This window comes from Moorena sp. SIO4E2 (assembly GCF_010671945.1).
Lineage (GTDB): Bacteria > Cyanobacteriota > Cyanobacteriia > Cyanobacteriales > Coleofasciculaceae > Moorena > Moorena producens.
On sequence record NZ_JAAHIE010000003.1, the window covers coordinates 1 to 18,289 of the forward strand.

The 18,289-nt window shown below is 43.3% G+C and carries 17 protein-coding genes; 8 read left to right on the plus strand and 9 right to left on the minus strand.

Translation table 11 applies throughout. The features are described from left to right. The first annotated feature begins 199 nt into the window (after positions 1-199). The 3 genes from F6K37_RS00880 to F6K37_RS00890 all read left to right on the plus strand — a co-directional run bounded on the left by F6K37_RS00880 (position 200) and on the right by F6K37_RS00890 (position 3,648). Complete coding sequence (locus F6K37_RS00880; RefSeq protein ID WP_287247561.1) at positions 200-454, plus strand: hypothetical protein; 255 nt, start codon at positions 200-202, stop codon at positions 452-454. 1,161 nt (positions 455-1,615) lie between these two features. After that, positions 1,616-2,812, plus strand: a complete 1,197-nt coding sequence (locus F6K37_RS00885) for an NAD(P)/FAD-dependent oxidoreductase (RefSeq protein WP_008182007.1) — start codon at positions 1,616-1,618, stop codon at positions 2,810-2,812. Positions 2,813-2,994: 182 nt separating this feature from the next. Then, positions 2,995-3,648, plus strand: coding sequence for an HAD-IA family hydrolase (locus F6K37_RS00890; RefSeq protein ID WP_008182009.1), 654 nt, complete (start codon positions 2,995-2,997; stop codon positions 3,646-3,648). Positions 3,649-3,768: 120 nt separating this feature from the next. Here the strand turns inward: F6K37_RS00890 and F6K37_RS00895 are convergent, their stop codons facing one another. Then, the gene (locus tag F6K37_RS00895) at positions 3,769-4,368 is read right to left on the minus strand and encodes a MiaE family protein (RefSeq protein ID WP_008182010.1); all 600 of its coding nucleotides are present in this window, start codon (positions 4,366-4,368) and stop codon (positions 3,769-3,771) included. A 589-nt stretch (positions 4,369-4,957) separates the two neighbouring features. Here F6K37_RS00895 and F6K37_RS00900 point away from each other — a divergent pair. After that, positions 4,958-5,704, plus strand: coding sequence for a metallophosphoesterase family protein (locus F6K37_RS00900; RefSeq protein ID WP_008182011.1), 747 nt, complete (start codon positions 4,958-4,960; stop codon positions 5,702-5,704). Here the strand turns inward: F6K37_RS00900 and F6K37_RS00905 are convergent. Then, entirely contained in the window at positions 5,694-6,674 is a 981-nt protein-coding gene (locus F6K37_RS00905) for a M48 family metallopeptidase (protein WP_081431826.1), read from the minus strand. The two genes, F6K37_RS00900 and F6K37_RS00905, sit on opposite strands and share 11 nt — an antisense overlap. 971 nt (positions 6,675-7,645) lie before the next feature. On the opposite strand from F6K37_RS00905, the gene F6K37_RS00910 reads away from it, so the two are divergent. Continuing rightward, positions 7,646-8,167 carry a DUF4330 domain-containing protein gene (locus F6K37_RS00910; protein ID WP_008182013.1) on the plus strand — a complete coding sequence of 174 codons (522 nt, stop codon included), beginning with the start codon at positions 7,646-7,648 and terminating at the stop codon, positions 8,165-8,167. An 11-nt stretch (positions 8,168-8,178) separates the two neighbouring features. Here F6K37_RS00910 and F6K37_RS00915 read toward each other — a convergent pair whose 3' ends face one another. The 3 genes from F6K37_RS00915 to F6K37_RS00925 all read right to left on the minus strand — a co-directional run bounded on the left by F6K37_RS00915 (position 8,179) and on the right by F6K37_RS00925 (position 10,333). Continuing rightward, positions 8,179-9,393, minus strand: coding sequence for an RNA-guided endonuclease InsQ/TnpB family protein (locus F6K37_RS00915; protein ID WP_287247597.1), 1,215 nt, complete (start codon positions 9,391-9,393; stop codon positions 8,179-8,181). 37 nt (positions 9,394-9,430) lie between these two features. Further along, a complete protein-coding gene (locus F6K37_RS00920) occupies positions 9,431-9,616 on the minus strand; it encodes a hypothetical protein (protein ID WP_131826851.1) in 186 nt (61 codons plus the stop codon). Between the two features lie 168 nt (positions 9,617-9,784). Continuing rightward, entirely contained in the window at positions 9,785-10,333 is a 549-nt protein-coding gene (locus F6K37_RS00925) for a hypothetical protein (RefSeq protein WP_287247570.1), read from the minus strand. 26 nt (positions 10,334-10,359) lie between these two features. On the opposite strand from F6K37_RS00925, the gene F6K37_RS00930 reads away from it, so the two are divergent. Both F6K37_RS00930 and rpoD read left to right on the plus strand, forming a co-directional pair. Next, entirely contained in the window at positions 10,360-11,028 is a 669-nt protein-coding gene (locus F6K37_RS00930; protein ID WP_287247572.1) for a polysaccharide deacetylase family protein, read from the plus strand. A 917-nt stretch (positions 11,029-11,945) separates the two neighbouring features. Continuing rightward, positions 11,946-13,067 (plus strand): RNA polymerase sigma factor RpoD, encoded by a 1,122-nt coding sequence (gene rpoD / locus F6K37_RS00935; RefSeq protein WP_008182019.1) that lies wholly within the window; start codon positions 11,946-11,948, stop codon positions 13,065-13,067. 422 nt (positions 13,068-13,489) lie between these two features. On the opposite strand, the gene F6K37_RS00940 is transcribed toward rpoD, so the two are convergent. Then, positions 13,490-13,642: a CAB/ELIP/HLIP family chlorophyll-binding protein gene (locus tag F6K37_RS00940; protein ID WP_008182021.1), complete on the minus strand. Its 153-nt coding sequence runs from the start codon at positions 13,640-13,642 to the stop codon at positions 13,490-13,492. Positions 13,643-13,811: 169 nt separating this feature from the next. On the opposite strand from F6K37_RS00940, the gene F6K37_RS00945 reads away from it, so the two are divergent. Then, on the plus strand, positions 13,812-14,369 hold the full coding sequence (locus F6K37_RS00945) for a peroxiredoxin (RefSeq protein WP_008182023.1): 558 nt from the start codon (positions 13,812-13,814) through the stop codon (positions 14,367-14,369). Between the two features lie 161 nt (positions 14,370-14,530). On the opposite strand, the gene F6K37_RS00950 is transcribed toward F6K37_RS00945, so the two are convergent. The 3 genes from F6K37_RS00950 to F6K37_RS00960 form a co-directional block, all read right to left on the minus strand. Beyond that, a complete protein-coding gene (locus F6K37_RS00950) occupies positions 14,531-15,316 on the minus strand; it encodes a hypothetical protein (protein ID WP_008182024.1) in 786 nt (261 codons plus the stop codon). A 1,182-nt stretch (positions 15,317-16,498) separates the two neighbouring features. Beyond that, positions 16,499-17,551 (minus strand): UDP-3-O-(3-hydroxymyristoyl)glucosamine N-acyltransferase, encoded by a 1,053-nt coding sequence (gene lpxD / locus F6K37_RS00955; protein ID WP_008182027.1) that lies wholly within the window; start codon positions 17,549-17,551, stop codon positions 16,499-16,501. 269 nt (positions 17,552-17,820) lie between these two features. Further along, complete coding sequence (locus tag F6K37_RS00960; protein ID WP_154659741.1) at positions 17,821-17,961, minus strand: QAALIT motif small membrane protein; 141 nt, start codon at positions 17,959-17,961, stop codon at positions 17,821-17,823. Positions 17,962-18,289: the final 328 nt, after the last annotated feature.

The window sequence follows — 18,289 nt, forward strand, 5'->3', positions numbered from 1 at the left end:
GGGAACGCTAACTAATATTTACGATTTTCCCTGTTCCCTGTTCCCTGTTGCCTGTTGCCTTTAAAAAAACGCGATCGCATTCCTTAATCCGTACATTTTCTTTCAATTACCCTTCTCAAAAAAAAATCTAAAAACCCTTGACAAGTTAACTTATAATCGTTATGATTATATTTGTAATCCTTAAAACGTTTTTTTTACTATGTCTGACAACTTCCGCCCTAACCCAGAAAACAATCCTGATGAGATTACTCCTAGTAATACTCCTCAGGAACCTTCCCCAAAAAAATACCCCATTAAGCACATTTTGAAAGGCTCCCGCCGGGCAATAACCAACACCATGCATACCCTTTATGCACGGGGTTACGCCCAAATTGACGAGTGGAGCCCCCTTCAGCCGACTGACATTCCTGGCGAATTCATCACGGTAATGACGAAGTATTTAATTCTGGATTAAGGGCTTAAATTTCAGGGGGCTTTGCCCCCTGGCCAAAGCATCAGGTCTGATGTCAGCGGTCAGCGGTCAGTGGTCAGCGGTCAGTGGTCAGTGGTCAGCGTTTGGCCTTTGGCTTATAGCTAATAGCTGAAAACTGTTCGTGTAGCGCATAAACTGATAGCTGATAGCTGATAGCTGATAGCTGATAGCTGATAGCTGATAGCTTACGGTCTAATCACATCGGATCACATCTGGATGGGTTTACAACGTTGAGACATAAGTAAAAATTCCTAGCCGTGGAAATGATTTCTGCGGCTATTTTTTTTTGGGGTTATCAGGTTGAAAGTTATCAGGTTGAAGGTTAGTAAGTTGAAGGTTAGTAAGTTGAAGATTATGAGGTTGAAAGTTGAACGCGATGGACGCGCGTCCCGCTTTCAGCGATCGCGTGGCCTTTTGGCCAAGGTTAGTAAGTTGAAGGTTTAAGGTTAGTAAGTTGAAGGTTAGTAAACAGCTAGAGAAAATGTCGCAGAGTCTACCAAAAACTCTGATTATTTGTTAAACTTAAATTACGGTAACACCGACAGGGATTATTATGTAACTTAAATTAAAGCCGAAAACCAAGGGTTTAGTAGTTGCGCTCTCTATCCCGGTGTTAGACTTTTTTGACATTTTTATGGCGCTCGCGGGATATTCCGTCAGAGAAGCGCGGAGATACCCCCTGGATGCTATTGCATCTGGCATTGGCGAGCCAGAATTTGCCTTTGGTAGGTTTTGGTAGCTAAAAAGTATCGGTTAAACCCAGCTATCCTGTTGTAATAGCCTTGCTATCGTGACATACTCCTACACTGAGTCTTAGAGTTCAGTGTAGGCTTCTTGCCAACTCCACCCAACGGTTAGGATACAAGGCCGTAGGCCACGCGGGGCGCGTTCGGCAAGCTTTATTAACGACACGGGATGCCCCGACCCACCGGAACAATACAACTCGTTCTATTTTTTAGGCACGCAGGTGGCGGTTAGCTCTTAATTTGTTTTCCCTGCTATCTTCATTATAGATGAAAATAAAAAAACAAAGTTCCGCCTCCGCCATTCATCCCACGCCCACCTTTGGTACGGATATGGGGCATAAGCGCGGATCAAGCTAAAAGAAGTTCCCCTAATAGGACATCCCCGATTCAATCAACCATGACTAAACAACCAGCCCGAATCTGCATTCTCGGTGGAGGCTTTGGGGGTCTCTATACAGCCCTACGCTTAAGCCAGCTGCCTTGGGAAAAGCCCCAACAACCAGAAATTGTCTTGGTTGATCAAAATGATCGGTTCTTATTCTCACCGCTGTTGTATGAACTGATCACCAGCGAACTACAAACCTGGGAAATTGCTCCACCCTATGAAGAACTGTTAGCAAACACAGGTGTACGGTTTACTCAGGCAGCGGTAGCAGGCATTGATGTAGAACAGCAGCAGGTACAGTTAGAGACTGGATCGGAATTTCAGTATGATCGCCTGGTGTTAGCCCTAGGTGGAGAAACCCCTCTAGAGCAGTTGCCTGGGGTGGCTGAGTATGCTATCCCGTTCCGAACTATTACTGATGCCTATCACCTGGAAGAACGCTTACGGATTTTGGAAGAATCCGATACAGATAAAATCCGGATCGCTATAGTTGGTGCAGGTTACTCTGGTGTGGAACTAGCTTGCCATCTAGCCGAACGGTTGGGAGAGCGCGGAAGGTTGCGGTTGATTGAACTCGGTGATGTGATTTTAAGAACATCAACGGACTTTAACCGAGAAGCAGCACGCAAAGCTTTGAATGAACAGAAAGTCTGGATTGATTTGGAAACCAGTGTTGAGTCCATTGGACCTGACACCATTTCTCTGTTGTATAAAGGACAGGTGGATACTATTCCCGTAGATTTGGTGCTGTGGACAGTAGGAACAAGAGTGACACCAGTTGTGCGATCGCTTCCGCTCAAACAAAACCACCGTGGTCAGCTGACTACCACCCACAGGTTACAAGCGGTTGACCATCCCGAAATTTTTGCCCTAGGTGATCTAGCCGATTGCCGAGATGCTGATAATCAACCAGTTCCCAATACAGCTCAATCCGCTTTTCAGCAAGCCGATTATGTGGGTTGGAATGTCTGGGCTTCTTTAACTGGGCGTCCCCTGCTGCCCTTCCGTTACCAGCAGTTGGGAGAGATGATGACTTTGGGGAAAGACAATGCAACTCTGAGTGGTTTAGGTCTGAAGCTGGATGGTCCTTTAGCCCACATAGTACGCCGACTTGCCTATCTTTATCGGATGCCAACTATAGAGCACCAACTGAAAGTGGGCATGAACTGGATTACTCGACCATTAACTGATATTCTGTCTGGAACATAAAGGCATATAGCAGTCCTAAATGATTCGTGAAATATATTGGCCAAAGCAATTGCTATAACCCTTTACCAGCAACGATTCCAGATTTTTATCATTTTACAAATGATTTAGGATTGCTATAGATACAGGAAAATGGAAAATTGAAATTAAATGAACAATTAACCATTAACAATTAACCATTAACCATGGAAAAACCGCGAGTAATTTTTCTAGATGCTGTCGGTACCCTATTTGGTGTTCAAGGGAGTGTAGGGGAAGTTTATAGTGCGATCGCTAATCAATTTGGGGTTACAGTACCTGCTTCAGCTTTGGACAAAGCCTTTGTCAAAGCCTTCGCCTCAGCAGAACCAGCGGTTTTTCCAGAAACAGATCCTGAAGAAATTCCCCAGCGAGAATTTGAATGGTGGTGGGTGATTGCCTCCCGCACCTTTGAACAAGTTGGTGTACTTGACCAGTTCACCGATTTCATTGATTTTTTTGACGAACTGTATGGCCACTTTGCCACTGCTCAACCTTGGTTCATTTATCCCGATGTTATCCCAGCGCTGAAAGCATGGCAGCATATTGGTATTGAGTTGGGTGTCGTCTCAAATTTTGATTCCCGTCTCCATCTTGTCTTAAAAGCCCTAAAATTAGAAGAATTTTTCTCCTCCATCACAATTTCTACCCAAACTGGCTTTGCCAAGCCTGATCCACAGATTTTTGCTGCTGCTTTACAAAAACATCACTGTACTGCTCAGGAGGCTTTTCATATTGGTGATAGTTTTCAAGAAGACTATCAGGGCGCTCAGGCAGCTCGGTTGAGAGCATTTTTGATCAAGCGCAAACCAATCACTTAACCATTACGCGATGCTCCTAGGTCGCCGCTACGCGAACGCATCTATTGGTTGCCACACCAGTGTCTGCTTGATAGCCGCTGCTCTGGTATAATTTGACTATTTCTTTGAGGAGACTGGCTGCTAACTGTGAATTCTTGGTTCTGGGTAAAGGCTAACCAGCAACTCACTTTCTTTAACTGCTAACTCATCCAACCGCTGATCTACTAGTACTCGCTCAAAATAGGTATCAGCCAGTACCCAGTAAACACCATAGTGACGAGCCTCAGATGCCATCAAGCTATGATAAAATTTTGCTAAAGATGGATCACAACAGTGAGTTGCTAGTAATCCCAAACGTTCGTGAGAACGAGCCTCGATCAGTCCAGCAACTAGTAAAGAATCCAACAACCGTTCTGGTTCGTTTCGGCGAATCTGAGCTTTCAATCCAGCTCCATAGGGTGGTGAAGAAAGGGGACCTAAGGGAATGCTACGTCTTTCTAGCCACTGGTTAACTTGCTCGAAGTGTTCTAGTTCCTCACGGGCAATGACCGTCAGTTGACGCACCAGTTTACTGTAGGATGGGTAGCGAAACATTAAATTCAGTGCTACTCCAGCCGCTTTACGTTCACAATGGGAATGGTCGAGTAAAATAACATCAAGGTTTGCAAGGGCTTGCTCGATCCAAGCCTGGCTAGTAGGGTGTTTCAGGGTATTAATCAAAGGCAGAGCAGAAGAAGACACGGTTTTTGTTCAAATCAAACAAATCAAAGTAGTTGGCTTGTTCATTGCAAACAGGCTTTGGGATCGGTAGGCGATGCTATTAATTTTAACTGAATCGTGTCAATCCTCGTCTTGTTAAGGCGCAGGTGTAATCCCGTCAAAAACTGGGTTCAATACCCGCTTTTGTAGCAACAAGTTGGGTCGTAAACCCCGACTTAACCGTAGCAAATCCGGGTAGTTCATGATAAATTTACATAGACACTACACATAAATACTTATAAGACAAGTTAAACTAGCTACTTGAGCCTATTCCTCAAAACTATTACACTTAACGACTCTATTCAGGAATAGGAAATATCTTAAAAGGAAGACCACTCTCACAGAATCGGTGCATATATCTACAAATAGGTATGAGGCTAATGGTATTAGGTATTAGCTACAACAAAAGCAGTTGATAGCCTCTGTGCTTGAGGAGGGCTGCTTCATACGCTGGTCAGAACCCGCTTAGCCATTTAACCTAGAAATCTGATGCCTAAAGCCATTAACCTTAAATTTTATATGAAGGGATCTACCTGATATTTAACGAAATTAGATTTGGATAAGTAAAGTAATGACCCACCGTCGTATTGTTATCGGTGACGTTCATGGTCACTATAATCCTCTTATGACCTTATTGGATGCGATCGCACCCACTAGTGACGACACCGTTTATTTTCTCGGAGACTTGATTGATCGAGGACCGATGAGTGCTCAGGTTGTGGAATTTGTCAAGCAAAATGCTCACCCCTGTTTATTAGGTAATCATGAGCTGATGTTACTAGAAATTATCGGTAACAATTCAGTACCTAACTCAACACGACAAGCCTGGCTCTATAGTGGTGGTGAAACTACTATCAACAGCTATGGTGGAAAAGTCTGCCAAGATCACCTAGATTGGATCAAAACACTGCCAACCTACATTGATTTAGGAGATACCTGGCTAGTTCATGCCGGGGTTAATCCTCGCATGACCATTGAGGAGCAAACCGTTGAGCAATTTTGTTGGATTCGGGATGAATTTCACAGTATGCGTGAACCTTACTTTCTCGACAAGCTGATCATCACCGGTCACACCATGACTTTCACCTTACCAGGAGTGGCTCCCGGTACAATAGCCCAAGGTTGTGGTTGGCTAGATATAGACACTGGTGCTTATCATCCCAAAAGTGGTTGGATGACAGGTCTAGACATTACCAATAATCTTGTTTATCAAGTTAACGTCTTTCGGGGTTATGTTCGCCAATTCCCCTTGGAAGAAGCCGTGACCAAGATAGAACCTAGTAAAATATGCCGACGTCAAGTGTTGATTACCTCCTGACGGTTCTAGAGGTTAACAAAAAAACTATTGGGCAAGCTTGCGGCTCTTGAGCTAGCTGTGCTGATCTGAGCACTCGCCCTCTACGACCTGTTGTCCTTTTGAGGGCAGCTTTTTTCTGGTTGCGGACTGCACGAGTTTTGTTTTTGTAAGCCCGATTGTTTAATCCATCACCAACATAGGCACGATTTGAATCGATAGACTGCTCCAAGGAATCAATTCGGTCTGCTGTTGACGGATGAGTACTCAAAAACCCTGGAATAAAGCCTCTTTGCTTGAGTAGTTTTTTCATAAAGTCTACTGATCCTATCGGAGCATAGCCTGCTTGTTTTAAGTTCTTGATACCTAGTTCATCCGCTTGAAATTCATGCTGACGACTGTTGGGACGACGTAGTGCTAATTCCACGCCCAGATTAACCATCGTGTTGCTATCAACTCCAGCCGCTTCTGCTAAACCTCTAGCGATCGCGGCTTGCTTAATTTGCTGGATACTATGACGACCTACGATATGACCAATCTCATGAGCCATTACACTTGCCAGTTGAGCTTCATTGTCTGCTGCTGCGATTAAACCCGTGTTAATATAAACAAATCCTCCCATGGTAGCGAAGGCATTAATATTACCATCATCGACCACCTGGAATGTATAGTTAATGTTTGGACGTTCGCTCCTTTTAGCTAGTCGCTGACCAATTTGATCAACATAGCGATTAATTTCCCGATTGCGATAGAGCTTAAATTGCTTTCCAACAAGTTGCTGATTAATTTGCTGACCAATTTGGACTTCCTGTTGATCAGACATATTAGATAACTGGATAATCTGAATACCACGCAATAGCAGCTCTAACCAAGGAACCCCTTGGGCGATCTGGGCTGTTCCCACCACCAGACTCAGGGATAGAAGCATGCTGATTAACGGATATAACAAATGACGTCGATAACGGGAGTAAATCGATAATATATTGCTGAACATAGCAAAATTATGAATTATTAAATCGAAAAGAGATTATTTTAGCTATTATCCCTTTTTCCACTGGAAAAAGGGTTTGCAGCCATGGCTTGCTGTAGAGGAGCCTTGTCTTTAACATCATAAGTCAACTCTCTACTAGGAGTTGTCTGCCATAATTACTGACCAGTAGCATTCCTCGTTATGGTTGAACCCCAAATAGGGTAATATGTTCCACAGACGAACCTGGTGTTTGTTATTCTCACTCACCAGTTATGGATAACTCTAATTATAGGTATTAGGTAGATCAAAAGCAGTTAACAGCCGATATCCTTTAATAGGAGCCCTTCATAACTAGGTTATAAACCCCTTAGCCATTCAACCTAGAGCCAGGGAACCTTAAGGAGTTATCTTTACACTATACAATTTTCACAAAAACAGAGAAGATAATAAACGAGAGTTAGCCACCTAATTTATTGGGTGGCCAGCGAACGCGCCCCGCGTGGCCAAAGGCCAGCGCCCCGGGATTTATCCCGGCTACCGTGTTAGAATAGAAGGACGAGTAAGAACAAGGTTGGTTACGTTGATTTTTTGCGCTTTTCGGTGAGATTCCGACCAGTAAGAGACGGGGTTAATCCTACTCCTCAAGGAACAGGTAAGTAACGCAGCAAAAAGTAGTGACTTATTGCCCTAATTTGTTTGGTACAACCACTCCGAAAGTTTTTTTAAATCAAAAGTAAATCCACAGGTTAACTTTTTTGTTAATCCGTTCGCGTAGCGTGGCCTACGGCCAGGGAGGTAGGGCATCTTTGAGTGTGCCGCAACGATACAGGTAGGTTCTCCTAGTCGGTATCGTAAGCGTCGTGGAGAGGCGCGACCCAAGGCGAATCAGATTCGCCATTGGAAAGCGCGCCAAGCGCGGTTTTAATCCGCGTAACGACATCAACTTAGAATCCCCGTCTTTTCAAAGCGGGGAGAACTCAAACCTAAGCAAGTTTATGGCTATTGTAGATTCTAAAGGACGTTTGTTTGGCAAGGTGAGCATTATCGACTTCGGTGCTGCCTTGGTGATTTTGTTGGTAGTTGTAGGAATCTTCTTCTTTCCTGGTGAGTCTGGTTCCGTTGCCCAACTCAATAGCACCAAACCAGTAGAAGTAGATGTTATTGTCCGGGGGTTAAGCTTGCTTGAACCAGATGTGTTGGTCAATCAGTTGGAGGAGACCAAGAAGACTAATATTGTGATTCGTAAGCAACCCTATGGTCAGGTTGACGTCAAATCCGTCAAAATTCTGCGTAGAAGTGTCCTGGTGCCACAACCAGATGGCTCTATCAAAGAACTACCAGATCCCAGACCTAGCTTTTATGGAATTAATATGTTACTCACCTTAGGTGGTAAAGCAACAATCACCAAAGATGGAGTAGTCCTAGGCAATAGCAAGATTAAAATTGGTACCCCAGTAGAGTTAGAAGGTAGAGATTATAACTTCAACGCCAGTGTTATTAATGTCAGAGTAAATTGACACTCCTCTGCCTAAAGGCGAGAGGATTCTTGCTTCAATGGGATTCCAACGAATTTACCCTCAGCAAGCATCTTCACCGTATGCCCTACGGCTGTTAATCCTCTAATTGCCACTACCTGAGCTGCTGCTATATCTCTATTCGTTGTATAGCCACAGGCAGAGCAAATGTGAGTACGTTGTGAAAGCTCTTTCTTTCCCGTTTCTGTCAAACAATTAGGACAAATCTGGCTGGTTTTACGTGCATCTACTTTCTGGAAATACACCCCACGCTTAAAACAAGTTTGTGCCAATATCTTGAAAAATTGGCCAAACCCAGCATCTAAGCAGTGTTTCCCTAATATTCCACGGGATAGCCCCACCAGATTCAAATCTTCTACAAATATCATCCCTGCATGATCGCACAGATGATGGCAAAGCTTCCTGTGCCAATCTTTACGGCAATTGGCTACATACTCGTGTAGTTTTGCTACCTTTTTTTGTGCGCGCCTCCAATTCTTCGAGCCTATAGGTTTCCTGGAAACACGCTTTTGCAGCAATTTCAGCTTGCGTTCGGCATCACCCAGGAACCTCGGACGCTTGATTAAAAGACCGCTAGAAGTAGCAACAAAACTAGTTAATCCTACATCAATTCCTACTGCTTCACCATGGGGTATTGGTTGAGGTAAATCAACATTCCATTGAATGGTTAGCATGACGTACCAACCGGAAACCCGTTTAACTATACGAGCTTGCTTGATTTGAGCATCATTAGGAATTTCTCGTGACTGACGGAATTTTACCCAACCAATTACAGGCAATTTCACTAACCCATGTTCTAATCTTTTCCCTTTCATTTGAGGAAAAACAAAAGACCTCATTCTGCCTTTTTTCTTGAATCGGGGGAATCCAGCGTTACGCTCCCACATGTTGGTGAAAGCTGTTTCAACTCTTTTTAAAGTTTGCTGCAACACTTGAGATTGGATCTTTTTGAGTTCAAGGTTCTGTTTTTTGGCAGCCGTCAAAGATTTACACTGACTTGCATAGGTAGGACGCGGTGTGTCAGCGGGAATGATGTAGCAACTACGGAGGCGGCAAGAATTAATCTGACAACTACGAGATTTGTACCAATCCTTCCTTTCCGCTAAAGCGTAGTTGTATACCAAGCGAGTTATCTCAAGCCACTCATCAAAGATTTTTGATTGTTGTTTGGTAGGTTTGAGCTTGAACTCGTAGGTGAGATTAAACATTTGCTTTTCCTCCTTGCCTTCTATAATAGCCATTATATTATCTACCGTCAATACGAAAGATAACAAAACCCCGTTGTTCGCGTTCGCCTTTGGCGTGGCCTACGGCCAAGCGTCGCCTTTGGCGATAGTTACCGTAAGATAGTGGAGCCTTTAGAGTCGGCAGGCTATGCATAAAAGAGGTGCGACCCGTGGCGAATTTAATAATTAGATGCGGAAAGCGCACCTTTGGTTAAAACTTATTGATTAAGGCTCCACTATATAAGGTTTCTATCCAGCGAAGGACGGGGCTTTAAACCCAAAATTTTTGGGAATCACGAGTGATGGGGTGAATTGAACTAATCATTTATCCCATACACCCCACCATCGGGCAGCCGCAAGGGAGAGCTTTAGCTCATTTAGTATCAGCTTTTTCCACCGAAGCATCATTGATTCCCAGGGTAAGCCTTAGAGGTTTCCGGTAAGGATAGGCTCTAGCAACTTGCCGGTAAACGTCATAATTAGTAGGTAGTGTCACTGTCTGTGCCCCCTCTTTATAGGTGATATCGTATTTAACTGTACGCAACAGCTCTGGCTTGCTAGGCTTATGATGAAGTGGCTGACGCTGTTCTACCTCATCAATGGTTGGTTTTGGTGGGACAACTGGCCACCATAACCCCTTGTCATCAGGTCCTGTTACAGCACCTTCTGGTTTCTCACCATTGCGGTTGACTACGGACTTGGAAGCAAACTCCTCAACATCGGGATCTCTATCAGTTGTTGAATTAAGAGAATACTCAACTCGCCAGGTTAAGGTGGTTAGTGCTGTAGCTTCATACTCAGTAATAATCACAGTGTTACAACTGCTAAGCGCTACTGCTACACAAAAGCCGATCAACATCAAAATAATCTGGCGACGCCGCAAAATGCGATCAAGTAGGACATGGAAACTAGTCAAATTCACTCCACCCCATCCAAACTTACGACTAAATGCAATTTGCTCCCCTATACCCTATTCTGTACCAAATTCTCAAACCTGCCTTTCCCAATTGCCTGTGGTCAGGAGCAACGAATTCACCTGCGATCGCACTCACCTTCGATGATGGACCCCATCCACAGTACACTCCCAAGTTACTGCAAGTCTTAGACCGCTACCAAGTCAGAGCCAGTTTTTTCTGGTTGGGCGTTTGCGTACACCAAGCCCCCAGTGTCGCTAGAGAGGTTTACCAACAAGGTCACTGGTTAGGACTTCATGGATATTACCATCAGTCTTTTCCCTTTTTAAAACGGGATGCCCTTCAGCAGAGTTTGCTCCTTACCCAAGACGCGATCGCTCAAGCTTGTCAGATTCACCCAGACAAGGTAAAAGACGTTCGTCCCCCTAACGGATTATTTACACCCCGAACCTTGAATATACTGCACCAGTGGAACTATAGATCAGTAATGTGGAGTGTTGTTCCAGAAGACTGGAAACGTCCTGGTGTCAGTATAATCGTGGAGAGAGTCCTAAAGCAGGTTCAAAACGGTTCCCTGATCGTCCTACATGATGGTTATTATGGAGGACAAGATGTGGTTGAAACTACGGCTGAGTTAATTCCTCAGCTATTGAACCAAGGTTACAAATTTGTTAGCATTGACCAGCTATGGCAGGAAAATTAGTAGTTTTGTTAATTGAGTTAGGCTTTTCTGACTCACCGCACCGTAAACTCCTAGAAAAACTGCTTTGCTAGACGCTTCCGGTTTTCCATCTCATTACTCCTGTAGTGAACTACTTAATCCAATTACCTACTCTATATACTTCATATAGAGTATACTATCCATTTTAACGCTATATGTAGTGCTCAGCTAATCTGATAAATTTTCAAAAAAATGAGCAAACTGTAAAAATTAAAATTAGAAATTAAAATAATGATCAACCGAAAGCTCCATCGGACGAGGAGACTTGCTTCCCCTACGCAATGTTCCCATCGTCTTTCTCTAGATTATTTCCGATGCCCTGATTCACCATTCCCTTACGCAGGAATACCGAATTAGGAGCTGGTTAAATCAACTTACTTGGCAGTACTTTCACTTAGCGTGTTACTACATTGGCTAGGAAAATGTATTACAAAAGTAATACTAAATAATCATTACCTAGACCCATAGCTTGTCAATGGTTATCATACAGGACAAGTTAATTAACCTAGTGAAGTTCAACTGTCGGGTTTTATAGAACATTAGTACTAAACTAGTGACTATATTCTAGGCATAAAGGAAAGTGGGTACTTATTGCTACACTTTCTCAAAGCTTTTGACCAGATAAATAAGCTAAATTTTTCAGATAAACACTAGAGCAAAATTTTGTAAATAAGGCTACAATCAAAAAGTCTTCCCAAAATTCAGTATTAACACTTAAATGGATAGTAGATTCACTGCAAGTTAAGTCCAAGGAAATAGAGTCGATCTAATTCCTACGGCTGAAGCGATTCGACCCACCATAGGGTGCAACAAACAAGGTTCTCACTGACTAAGCCATCTTAAGTAGATCAACGGACATCATCTACTGGTCTGAAACTGAAGGAGCATGAGGAAAAAACATGACCCAGGCAAATGAATTACTCGCAACAATCGCTCAACCTCAGAGCGATTTAGAAGTCTTGATTGAGGATGACGTGAACCGAGATGATTTGGTGGACGCTCAACCTGACGAGGAAAATAGTAAGCCTGGTAAGGGGCGATCTAACCGTCGCCGAACCCAAAGCAAAAAGAAGCACTATACAGAAGATTCAATTCGCCTCTATTTGCAGGAAATTGGCAGGATTCGTCTACTCAGAGCTGATGAAGAAATTGAATTAGCCCGTAAAATTGCTGATTTGTTGGAATTAGAACGAGTGCGGGAGCGCTTGTCTGAGCAGTTAGAGCGGGAACCTGGAGATCGGGAATGGGCAACAGAGGTCGATATGGAGCTGCCAGCTTTCCGTTACCGCTTACACGTCGGTCGGCGGGCTAAGGAAAAAATGGTGCAGTCTAACCTCCGTTTGGTGGTTTCCATCGCCAAGAAATACATGAATCGAGGACTCTCATTCCAAGACTTGATTCAAGAAGGTTCTCTAGGTTTAATCCGGGCTGCGGAAAAATTTGACCACGAAAAAGGCTACAAGTTTTCTACCTATGCTACCTGGTGGATTCGTCAAGCTATTACTCGTGCTATTGCTGACCAGTCCCGGACTATCCGCTTACCCGTTCACCTTTATGAAACCATCTCGCGGATCAAGAAAACCACTAAACTTCTTTCTCAAGAAATGGGTCGCAAGCCCACAGAAGAGGAAATTGCAGATCGGATGGAAATGACCATCGAGAAGTTGCGATTCATTGCCAAATCAGCTCAACTTCCCATCTCCTTAGAAACGCCTATTGGTAAAGAAGAAGACTCCCGCTTGGGAGACTTTATTGAAGCCGATGGTGAAACCCCAGAAGATCAGGTTTCCAAAAATCTACTCCGGGAAGACCTAGAAAGTGTCCTTGATACCCTTAGTCCCCGGGAACGTGACGTACTGCGTCTACGCTATGGATTAGATGATGGACGGATGAAGACTTTGGAAGAAATCGGCCAAATCTTCAACGTCACGCGGGAACGGATTCGACAAATTGAAGCCAAAGCCCTTCGCAAACTACGCCATCCAAATCGCAATAGCATTCTCAAGGAATATATCCGATAGAAAACCCTGCTGCTTGATAGCAATCAGGGTTTTCTGTTATCGTTCAATTTACTTCGTGGGGAATAGGGAGTCAGTATGAAGTCTGGTTAATCACATATAATACGGTTGGTACCATGGATGTTAATTGTCAATTGACTCCTAACAATTGTTAATTTTCAATTTTCCATTGGCTATCAACCAAACATGATAAGTATTCAAACAGACATTATATCACATTCCTTACCCCAATTCCTACCCAGAAATTAGTTCCGGTGCGCTTTCCTATGGCGAATTAAATTACGGGGTCGCACCGTTTTCATATTTTAGCTGACATTCCGTAGAACAAACTATGGAATCAGCTAAAAACACATAAGAAAGCTGGAGTTCAACACTAGAACTCCAGCTATTTATTGAGATTGACAAATTTAACTAACTATTGGGAACTACATTAATCCCAAGAAGTGTAGTACACCTTGACCAGTAATATATTCTGTGACTAAAGCAGCGATGAAGCCGATCATAGCTAGACGACCATTTAAGTTTTCTGCTTTAGGGGTGAAACCGAACTTGGCTTCGTTAGACTCTTGATTGGACATGGTTCTTTGCTCCGCTAATTTACTCTGTGTAGCCCGTTTATATTAATAAATGTAACAAATTATTGGCTAAATGTCAATTATCTGCATAGGCAAGCGGGATGAATTGTGTATAAAGTCTTAGTTGATCAATGATGTAAACTTATGTGAAGTATAATTTGCTGTTTTCATCATGATCTCTCGTCGCGCATTTATCAGCAGTCTGTTGGCTAGCTTGATCGTTTTACTGGCTTGGATAAATTTTGCCAACCCTGCCCATGCTCTCGGTGGCAAACAACCTCCTATTAATGAACCCGCACCCGAGTTCACCCTACCGACCAATACTGGTAAGGGTTCGGTGTCCCTCTCCGATTATCACGGTAAGTGGGTCGTACTCTATTTCTACCCCAAAGACTTTACTAGTGGTTGCACCTTGGAAGCTCAGCGATTTCAGCAAGATTTGGCCAAATATATGGAGATAAATGCGCAGATCCTAGGGGTGAGCGTGGATCATGTCGATTCTCACGCGGAGTTTTGTGAATCAGAAGGTTTACAGTTCCCACTTTTAGCTGACACCGATGGCTCTGTCAGCAAGGCTTATGGTTCTTGGCTAGGTATTATGTCCCTACGCCATACCTATATCATTGATCCAGAAGGCATTCTACGGGAAATATTCCTTGGTGTGATACCAGCAATTCATAGCACCGAAGTACTGGCTCGCCTGGATGAGTTAATGTCTACTTCTTTCTGAGTTGATTTCCCACTAAGGATTAAGCTTTAACAAGATTTATGCCCTGAGGAGGTCTAATCTCTGGTCTAATATATCTGCTCTAATCTCTATAGATAGAGTTTAACCAAATCAACTCATTTCTAGATATAGCTCTACATATAGCTTGAGTGCCTAAGTCCTATTTAAGCATCCTTGAAGGAGGCTACTGAAAGTAGGCTGAGTACTGAAGCCGGATCATCAACAGTAGCGCTGGTTAGCTTAACATTGTCAATGATGAGCCCAGACTGAGTTTGATGACTCAATTCATTCACAACACCAAAGCCTAGGCTGTAAGTTCCAGCAGTAGTGAAGGTATGAGTAAATCCTTGAAATCCGGTTTGGTTGTAAAAGTTTTTCGGTGCTTGACTAAAGACCCCTAGGATTGGGTTAGCTAGTTCATAGACAATTTGGGACTTGGGAGAACTAAGGCAGAAGAAAGCGAAGTCGGCAACAATAGCCTCATCTCCCACGTCTTCATTGGTGAGAAAATTCCAATCAAAGGTTAAGGTATCACCAACACAAGGGGTAATCATTTGTTGGATAGCAGCACCTCTGACTACCTTGCTAGAAGTACCACATATGCCAACGGTGTCTAAAATTTTCTGGGCAATACAATCAAGAGTTCCTGTGGACAGGTATAAAAACTCCTCCAGTTTAGAGGCTGATGGGGCTTTTGGCTGACCTGTTCTGGTGACTTCGGTATTGCTAGTTCTTAGTAAAAGCTGCTTTTCTCCCTCGGTTGGAGTAATGCCAAAACTAGCTCTTTTGATCCCGCCTGGTCCTAGCTTTTGCCAGCCTTTGAGTCCTTCTTCAAAGCCACCATTAACTAATTTAACTGGTTCCTCACCACTAGAAAAACTAGACGAGTCAACCAGATAGTTGATTTCTTTTCTTAAGGTGGACTGTTTTGGAATTTGAGACGTGGACATAAAATTAATTTTTCTAGAACGCTAAAGGTTGAAACGACGACGATGATTCCAGAAAAATCAGAGGCAATCTTAACTTTTGATATGAGCACCAACCGTATTAACACCCTGATTAATCTGATCAGTTTGATGATCGTCTAATGACTAATGGTAAGTATTCAGCTGTCAGCTATCAGCTAATGCGCTACTTGAGGTGCTGTCTTGATGCAAAGCGCGAGTGGGGGAAACCACGGCAAAGCGCGAGTGGGGGGAACCCCCTTTGGCGGCGCTGCCTCCCCTGTTCCGAAGCTGCATCGCTACTTGAGGTGCTAGCAGGCGGTTTAACTGCAGGGGGTTGGATGAGTAAAACAAGCAGGGATTTTCAAGCAGCCATATCAGCACCCTCAGCTTGTTTACTACCTCCCGTTGATTAGCTGACGACTGACGGCTGATAGCTGAATGCTTACGACTAATGAACGTATTGTGTAAATTTTTACAGGTTTTTTTTATTAAAAGTCAATGTATCTAGGTAATCTTTACAAACTATTTATACTTTGAGATTTATTTATTAAGTTTCCGAGAAGAAACGATTAACTATAACCTTAAAAAATTATTAAAATTAGAGTTTTTATTTCTCACTAAGCTTCCAATATGAAGATTTTGTCAAGAAATCTGTTCAAGTCAGCTTAATTCCTTAATGTTCCAAAATCATAGCAAAAGAAACAGCAAAAATTGTTCAGTTGTTGGCTCTCCTAGAGTGGCTAGGATAAATTAGTACAAAATAATCGCCATAGTCCTTGCTTAGTAAGCTCTTGAGTAATTTAAAAATGCAATTTTAATAAAAGCGATGCAGCTTCGGAACAGGGGAGGCAGCGCCGCCAAAGGGGGTTCCCCCCATGAGCGACTGCCGTGGTTTTCCCCGGAGACGAAACCTTAGACAGGGGAGCCTTTATGGTTGGTAGGCTATGCAGATGCATGGTTAAAACTTATTGATTAAGGCGAGCCTGTCTTACGGTAACTATCGCCAAAGGCGACGCTTGGCCGTAGGCCACGCCAAAGGCGAACGCGAACAAACCATGAGCGACTGCATCAAGACAATGTATTTTTAGTTTATTGAATCCCTTGCTCTTTAAGGGTTTAAGCTCATTTAAACTACTAATTTACTATAATCAGTCTAGGAGAGCCCAGTTGTTTAACTTTTTATATTTATTTTTTATCTTTAAAGTTTCGTTCAAGTTGTTTCAAGATTTTATACATTTCTGGAAGCCGATTGTAGATGGCAGATATTTTTAGCCAGAGTTTGTTGGAAATAGCAGGATAGCCAGAAACTATACTTCCGGGTTCTACATCTTTGTGGATTCCCGATTTAGCGGTCACAATTGCTCCATCCCCAACTTTCACTTGATTCGCAATTCCTACCTGACCCGCCAGCAACACTTGATTACCTACTTTGACTCCTCCAGATAATCCAACTTGGGCTGCCAAGGCACAGTTTTGTCCCACCTCGGAGCCATGACCAATATGTACCAAATTATCTAATTTAGTGTTACGTCCAATCCGGGTTTCCCCAACCGCTGGACGGTCAATGGTGCTGTTACAGCCAACTTCGACCCCATCTTCTAAGACCGTGTAGCCAGATTGTTGCATTTTATACCACCCTTGGGGGGTTGGCACAAAGCCAAACCCTTCAGCACCAATGACTGCACCACTATGAATCACACAATCGTTACCAATGCGGCTCCGTTCATGAATAGTGCAGTTGGCATGTAGAACAGTGCGATCGCCTATTTCTACTTCAGGATATAGTACTACATTAGGATGAATACAGACCTGATTGCCAATCTTTACCCCTGCTGAAATTATGACGAAAGGTCCAATATAGACATCTGTTCCTAACTGAGCATCTGGGTCAATCACTGCAGTGGGATGGATGACTGGTGCTGGTTGAAAGGGTTGATAGAAACATGCGATCGCATGAGCAAATAGTAATCTCGGTTCAGATGTCCCTACCCAAGCAATACCTCTTTCTGTCGCTTTTGCCTGTAATGCTTCATCCAGGGACAAAATTAATGCACTCGCCTGGGTTTTTTCTACCATGTGGGCAAACTTGGGTCCTTCAATATAACTGAGAGTGCCTGGGGTGGCTTGATCGATGGGAGCAACTCCGGTAATTTCAGGGTTAAGCTCTGTATCGCTATTCAGGCTATGGCACAAAGACGCTGTACTACCCAGGTGTTCTATTAAAAGACTAAATTTCATGGCTCGGCAATGGGTGGGTGTGGAATTGGACATCTGGAATGATAGGATAAATTGGTGACTAACCGCCATTGCTATTGAGTTAGTTAAATGGGATTCACAATTCCTTAGTTATCTTGGGTGTTCCTAGCCCTTAACTTATTCCATCACTCCGATTGCCCTTGGATGATTGAGTCATTAGTCTACAAGTCTGTTAGTTCCATCCATAGATGGAACCAATTAAGACATCGAAGGTTTAATGACTAACGACTAATCAATCATGTCTGGTGGTGCTACCGTAAACTTAAGAACACTTTTGGGGTTGACCGTGACGGCGGTACAGCATCAGACTGTTGAGGATCTGGTGGACTAATATAGACTAGTAAGTTGAGCAATATTGTAATGGTAAATGCCTGAAAAACTTTCTTAAACACGAGCCACACTCCTCATTCCTAATATATAGTCTTGGTGAAACAATCGAAAGCGATGCTACTTGACTGAGATACGAACTTTATAAAAATTGATACACCCGTGAAGGTAATTAACTCTACCAGTTTATTTAAGCAACCATATAAGTGCCAAGTTATATGTTCCGCCTCAGTGACTGGCACAGTGCAAAGGGTTGCTCCTAAGTCATTCTGTGTAATTTAATAGATTAGGGGTAGCCGAGATTAGAACCAAAGCAAGAGTTTGCTAGTCGCTACAATGTAAAGGAAAACCAATCTACCAGCCACCTTAAGTCAGCACCCCACTCTTGTCTAG

Bases quoted from the DNA above. Each gene is read 5' to 3' on its own strand.
- F6K37_RS00950 (WP_008182024.1), bottom strand. From the start codon at position 15,316: ATGTCCACGTCTCAAATTCCAAAACAGTCCACCTTAAGAAAAGAAATC.
- F6K37_RS00940 (WP_008182021.1), bottom strand. From the start codon at position 13,642: ATGTCCAATCAAGAGTCTAACGAAGCCAAGTTCGGTTTCACCCCTAAA.
- F6K37_RS00905 (WP_081431826.1), bottom strand. From the start codon at position 6,674: ATGTTCAGCAATATATTATCGATTTACTCCCGTTATCGACGTCATTTG.
- F6K37_RS00880 (WP_287247561.1), top strand. From the start codon at position 200: ATGTCTGACAACTTCCGCCCTAACCCAGAAAACAATCCTGATGAGATT.
- F6K37_RS00910 (WP_008182013.1), top strand. From the start codon at position 7,646: ATGGCTATTGTAGATTCTAAAGGACGTTTGTTTGGCAAGGTGAGCATT.
- F6K37_RS00945 (WP_008182023.1), top strand. From the start codon at position 13,812: ATGATCTCTCGTCGCGCATTTATCAGCAGTCTGTTGGCTAGCTTGATC.
- F6K37_RS00890 (WP_008182009.1), top strand. From the start codon at position 2,995: ATGGAAAAACCGCGAGTAATTTTTCTAGATGCTGTCGGTACCCTATTT.
- F6K37_RS00885 (WP_008182007.1), top strand. From the start codon at position 1,616: ATGACTAAACAACCAGCCCGAATCTGCATTCTCGGTGGAGGCTTTGGG.
- lpxD (WP_008182027.1), bottom strand. From the start codon at position 17,551: ATGAAATTTAGTCTTTTAATAGAACACCTGGGTAGTACAGCGTCTTTG.
- F6K37_RS00930 (WP_287247572.1), top strand. From the start codon at position 10,360: ATGCAATTTGCTCCCCTATACCCTATTCTGTACCAAATTCTCAAACCT.
- F6K37_RS00900 (WP_008182011.1), top strand. From the start codon at position 4,958: ATGACCCACCGTCGTATTGTTATCGGTGACGTTCATGGTCACTATAAT.
- rpoD (WP_008182019.1), top strand. From the start codon at position 11,946: ATGACCCAGGCAAATGAATTACTCGCAACAATCGCTCAACCTCAGAGC.
- F6K37_RS00915 (WP_287247597.1), bottom strand. From the start codon at position 9,393: ATGTTTAATCTCACCTACGAGTTCAAGCTCAAACCTACCAAACAACAA.